Raw genomic sequence first — 5,632 nt, forward strand, 5'->3', positions numbered from 1 at the left:
CCTCCCGCCCGCCCCACATCACGAAGGTCTCCGCGCCCAGCTGCGCGGCGAGGTCGATGTTGCGCAGTACCTTCCGGAGCGCGAAGCGGCGCACGGACCGGTCATTGGAGCTGAAGCCGCCGTCCTTGAACACCGGATGACTAAAGAGGTTGGTGGTGATCATGGGGATCTTGAGGCCGGCGTCCTGGATGGCACTGGTGAAGCGCTTCAGGATCAGTTCGCGGTCCTGGCTGGAGGAACCGAACGGGATCAGGTCATCGTCGTGGAAGGTCACGCCGTAGGCGCCCAGCTCGGCCAGTTTGTGGATGGCTTCCACCGGATCAAGGTCGGGCCGGGTCGGTACGCCGAACGGATCATTCCCGGTCCAGCCGACGGTCCAGAGCCCAAAGGTGAAGTGGTCGGCAGGTGATGGCGTCGTTGGCATGGTGCACTCCCGGCTTGAGATTTGTGGAGATTAGTTGTGGCCTACAACATATGAGTCGGATCGGAAGGTGTCAACGGCTTTCCGCTGTTCTTTCTGCGAGAATTGATCCCGGTGTTTTGCTGTTACGTGCAACAATCGAACGTCCCCTGCCCGTTACGAGAAAGATCCAGCGCATGCCGACAAAACCGGGAAAACCGGGCAGTGAGGGCATTCGGGCGCAGAACCTTGCCCGCGTGCTGTCCCTCCTGCACCGCAGCGGACCGCTTTCCCGTGCTGAGCTGACCCGCCTCACCGGTTTCAACCGGTCTACCGTGGGAGCGCTGACCACCGAGCTGGGACGCCGGGGGCTGGCCTATGAAACCGAGCCTGCGGCGGCCGGCAGGGCAGGGCGCCCCAGCCCCCGGGTGCATGCCAACGAACGCATCGCGGTGCTGGCAGTCCATCCCGACGTCGACGCCGTCACCGTGGGCCTGGTGGGCCTGGGCGGGACGGTGCACCGCAGGATCCGCCACGAAACCGAGACCTGCCCGAGCATCGCCGAGGCGGTGGACATCACCCGGACCGTGGTGGGCGGCATGGCTTCCAGCCTGGCGCGGATGGACCGTGTGATCGGCATCGGCGCTGCGGTTCCTGGCCTGGTGGACAGCACGGACGGCTCGGTCCGGCTGGCTCCGCACCTGAAGTGGGAGGACGAGCCGATGACCACGGCGCTTCAGGATGCCCTGGGGCTGCCCGCCTATGCCGGCAACGACGCCACGCTGGGAACCCTGGCCGAAAGCGTCTTCGGTGCCGCGGTCGGCGAGGCCAACGTGGTCTACCTGAACGGAAGCGCCAGCGGTATCGGCGGCGGGGCCATAGTGGGCGGCGTTCCGCTGGGCGGCGCAGCAGGTTTCGCCGGCGAACTGGGGCATACCCTGGTGCGCACCGACGGCCTGCCCTGCCATTGCGGGCGGAGTGGATGCCTGGAAACCGAGGTCAATCTCGGCGGCCTGCTCGAGGCCCTCGGGCTCGGGCACGCGGATCTGGACGAGCTTGAAGCTGCCATGGCGGCAGCAAAGGATTCCGCCGGCTTCCGCGCGGTGGCCGAAAGGCAGCTGGACCTGCTGGGCGAGGCAGTCGTGAACTTCGTCAACATCTTCAACCCCCGGACCGTCCTGCTCGGCGGTTTCCTGGGCGTGCTGTGGGCGTTCGACCCGGAGCGGCTTCACCGGGCCGTTGCTGCCGGTGCCATTGCCGGGCTGGGCGGATCCGTGGAGATCCGGCGGGCAGCCCTGGGCGCCGACCTGCTGCTGGTGGGAGCGGCCGAATTGGCTTTCAGTCCGTTGCTCTCCGATCCCGCTGCACTGTCCAATGCCGCTTCCGCCGCGGAGTAACACGGCTGACTTCGGGCTGCCGGCGGTTTAGGATTCCCAGCCGTAGCCGAACCGTTCCGGCCGGAAGGATTCCAGCAGCGGGTGGCGGCGTCCGGTCAGGATTTCGCCGGCGGCCAGCTCGCCGCCAATCAGTCCCAGCGTGGCGCCGGAATGCGTGAACAATACCCAGCAGCCCGGCAGGGCCTGAAGCTCGCCGAAGACCGGTTCACCGTCGCCGGGAACCGGCTTGAGGCCCGGCTGCCAGGCCTCCACGGCCACCTCCGGATTGCCGGCCAGCAGCCGGGACGCTTCTGCCGCGACTTCGGCAAAGATGCCTTCGTCCACGTCCCAGCTGCCGTCCGCGTTCTGCGTGACCCGGTCCAGATACCACGTGTGGTCCATGGCCAGCCGTCCGCCGGGGTGCGGCCGCAGGGAGATCCGCGGCGTGTTCAGCACCGTCCGCAGTCCGTGTTGAAGCGGACGGCTGATCAGGAGCATCGCCGGATCCGAGGCGTCGGGCAGCTCGATTCCGACTGCCGCCAGCACGGCGGGCGTACCCGCCCCGCAGGCCAGGACGACGGCGTCGGACCGGTAGTCCCGTCCCGCAGCCGTGCGTATCCCGCCCACCGGCCCGCCGTTTCCGCCGTTTCCGCCGAGCACGGTGCACAGCCCGGCGTGTTCGATCAGCGTCCCGCCGAGCATGGTGAATTTCCCGGCCATCCCCGCAACAAGGTGAGGCAGGGACACCCAGCCTTCGCCCGGATTGGCCAACACACGGTGCGGCAGTACCCCCGGGTCGATCCCCGGCACCTGCGCGGCGGCGTCGTCCCGCTCCAGCATGCGCGCTTCGTAGCCGCGCCGGGTTTGTGCGTTGTGCCGCTCGATGACCACGAACGGATCATCGTCCCAGTACAGGCCGCCGCCGAACGCCAGCCAGTCCGCCTCCGGATTTTGGGCCAGCAGGGTCCGGTAACGGTCGATGCCGGCCATCCGCAGCCGGAAGTAGGGTTCTGCGTAGTTGCCGCCGGCGTTCAGCCAGGACAGCGAGCGCCCGGACGCTCCGCTGCCGACCTCCGACTCGGTCACCAGCAGCACCTCCGCTCCTCCACGCAGCAGCTCCAACGCCGTGGAAAGTCCCAGCACTCCCCCGCCGAGCACCACGATCCTCCGGCCGTCACGCACCCGTCCTGCCTCCGGTTCAGCCACGGTTCGGCACCAGCACAGCCCGGCCGGTGAGCTTGCCGGCGTCGAGGTCGTGCAGGGCCTGCACCGCATCGAGGAGATCGTAGGTGGTGGTGTGCAGGGTGATCTCGCCCTGGGAGTTCAGCGTCATCAGTTCCGCGAGGTCCTGGTAGGTGCCCACCAGGTTTCCCACCACGCTGATTTCCCGGGAGATGAGGTCGATGGTCGGCAGGGCCAGAGTCCCGCCGTACCCGATGGCGTAGTAGCTGCCGCGGTTGCGCAGCATCGCCGGTCCCGTGATCTCGGTACCCCGCTCCCCCACGAAGTCGAAGACCACGTGGGCTCCCCCGCACGTGATGTCCAGGACGGCAAGCACGACGGCCTCCACGAACGGCTCCCCGACTGCGCGGGCCGCGGGGCGCAGGTCATGGGGGTTCACGGTGGCATCGGCGCCGAGTTCCTTGGCCAGGGCGAGCGCCTCATCCGAGGTGTCGACGACGGTGATGTGGGCTCCCGTCAGCGCCTTCAGCGACTGCACTCCGATGTGGCCGAGACCGCCGGCACCGATCACCACGGCCTCGGATCCCGGCGGCAGCAACGGAACAGCCCGCCGCACGGCGTGGTAGGCGGTCAGCCCGGCATCAGCCAGGGCTGCCACGTCCGCGGGGCGCACCGAGGGATCCAGCTTGACCACTGCCCTGGCGTTGGTCTTAAGCAGCTCGGCCATGCCGCCGTCGGCGTTCAGGCCCGGAAAGGTGGAGTTTTCGCAGTGCGAGTCCTGTCCCGCACGGCAGGGCGGGCACAGTCCACAGGAGGTCACCGGGTGCAGAATGACGGTGTCGCCCGGTGCCACGTTCGTTACCGCTGACCCAACATCGAGCACCCAGCCTGCGTTTTCGTGGCCGAGGATGTAGGGCAGGGTGGGCCGCTGGAGTGCATCCCACTGTCCTTCCAGGATGTGCAGGTCGGTGCGGCAGACCCCCGCGGCTCCCACCTGGACCAGCACGTCCCACGGACCGGTGATTTCCGGCTCCGGCACATCGTCAATGCGTGCCTCTTCCCCGTAGGCGTGCACCCGAACAGCTTTCATGCCTTGCTCCTTTGCAATGGACTGGATATGCAATGGGACTTTTGTTTGCAATAGGACTGTGGCCGGAATCGTATCCCGCGCATCCCGGCTCCGACAGCCCCGATCTGCGGGAAATTGGGGCCTGCTAGGCCGTCCCGGCGGGGCGTACGCCGTCGCCGCCGTCGTCCGCCAGCCAGTGCGGGGCGTTGGTGACCACCAGCCAGGCCGGCAGCACGGCCAGGCACAGCAGCGCCGTCACGGTTGCGTCGCCGGTGATGATGACGGCGACGAACAGTGCCAGCCAGCCGTCCCGGGCCACGGCCAGCACCAGGCCGAGGACCGCGGTCGAGACCGTCACGCTGACGGGAACATCCGGCAGGAGGGCGGCAGCAGCCAAGCCGAAAGCGACGCCGACAAAAAGCGCCGGGAAAATACGGCCGCCGCGGAAACCCGCAGCCGAGGCAACCACCAGGGCAGCGAGCTTGACCACGGCCAAAAAGAGCAGATAGCCGAAAGGTTCCCCCGTGCTGCGCAGCAGTTCCCCCGATTCGGTTGCGCCCTTGAACAGCGTCAGCGGGCCGCCGAGCACGCCCAGGAGTCCCAGCAGGGCCCCTCCCAGGGTGGTGAACAGAACGGGATTGCCCAGCCGGTGGAACAGCCGGTGCACCCACCGGAACGCGAACACCCCTGCCAGTCCCAGGGCGGCTGCCACCGGCGCGATGACCAGGCCGGTGAGCACATCCCAGAGATCCGTGTCCCCGCCGGCATCCGGCAGGCTGAACTTCAGCAGTGTGCCGCCCAGCAGGATCATGGTGGCGGCGCCGGCTCCGGCAGCGACCAGGGGCAGGAACAGTTTGTCGAAGAGGGCAGCCTTGCCGGCCATGGATCCGGCCATTCCGGTGAAGAGCAGGGCTGCGGCCACCGGCGTGCCGAAGAGGGCACCGACTGTTCCGGCGACGGTGAGGCCGATGATCAGACGGGCCGGGACCCGGCTGAACAGGCGGGTGAGCAGGGCGGTCAGGATCGCGGTGTTGATCGCAATGATCGGGTTCTCCGGGCCCAGGCTGACGCCGCCGGCCAGGCCGATCACCGCTGCTGCCGCCAAGGTGGGCACCACCTTCAGCGGCAGGGCAGGTCCGCCGAACTCGGACGCTGCGGAGTCGGGACCGGCATGGCCGGGCAGGTACCGGACGATCAGCCCGACGGCGAGGCCCGTGGCGGTGAGCATTCCGAAGATCCACCAGCCGCCGTCGGGATCAATGCCCGCTGCGTGCGGCAGCACATGCCAGAGCAGTTCCTGGAGCAGGTAGCTGAGCTCATCCAGGCCAAAGAGGATCAGGGCCGAAACCACGCCGATCAGAACCGCCGGAACTGAGAGGGCAGCCAGCGTCCGGACACGGTTCTTCCCCAGGAAGCCCTCAGATGCGGATTCGGACATAGTGCCATCCCTGGCCGGCGGAAGCTTCAGCTGTGCTCAGGCCAGCGTACGGCCGGGCGCGGTTGCCCGGGAGGGCCAACGGCAATATTCGGCCGGCGAAAATGCGCCGGAGTTAACGCAGGACGACGGGGGGCCCCGAACTGGCGCCCGGGGGCGGTTGGGGTGTG

Annotated in this window: 5 protein-coding genes; 1 reads left to right on the forward strand and 4 read right to left on the reverse strand. The window is 68.2% G+C overall.

The features are described from left to right. Positions 1-424: TIM barrel protein (locus tag TVB01_RS16370; protein ID WP_422456963.1), on the reverse strand; the 424-nt coding region annotated here is incomplete at its 3' end. Between the two features lie 173 nt (positions 425-597). On the opposite strand from TVB01_RS16370, the gene TVB01_RS16375 reads away from it, so the two are divergent. Continuing rightward, positions 598-1,797, forward strand: a complete 1,200-nt coding sequence (locus tag TVB01_RS16375) for an ROK family transcriptional regulator (protein WP_422456964.1) — start codon at positions 598-600, stop codon at positions 1,795-1,797. A 27-nt stretch (positions 1,798-1,824) separates the two neighbouring features. On the opposite strand, the gene TVB01_RS16380 is transcribed toward TVB01_RS16375, so the two are convergent. From TVB01_RS16380 to TVB01_RS16390, 3 genes are all read right to left on the reverse strand, one after another. Next, positions 1,825-2,982 (reverse strand): NAD(P)/FAD-dependent oxidoreductase, encoded by a 1,158-nt coding sequence (locus tag TVB01_RS16380; protein WP_422456965.1) that lies wholly within the window; start codon positions 2,980-2,982, stop codon positions 1,825-1,827. Next, positions 2,975-4,048, reverse strand: a complete 1,074-nt coding sequence (locus tag TVB01_RS16385; RefSeq protein ID WP_422456966.1) for an NAD(P)-dependent alcohol dehydrogenase — start codon at positions 4,046-4,048, stop codon at positions 2,975-2,977. Before TVB01_RS16385 ends, TVB01_RS16380 begins: the two co-directional genes overlap by 8 nt. 124 nt (positions 4,049-4,172) lie before the next feature. After that, positions 4,173-5,465, reverse strand: coding sequence for an ion channel protein (locus tag TVB01_RS16390; RefSeq protein ID WP_422456967.1), 1,293 nt, complete (start codon positions 5,463-5,465; stop codon positions 4,173-4,175). Positions 5,466-5,632: the final 167 nt, after the last annotated feature.

This window comes from Arthrobacter sp. 7Tela_A1, from assembly GCF_049311065.1.
Classification (GTDB): Bacteria; Actinomycetota; Actinomycetes; order Actinomycetales; family Micrococcaceae; genus Arthrobacter_B.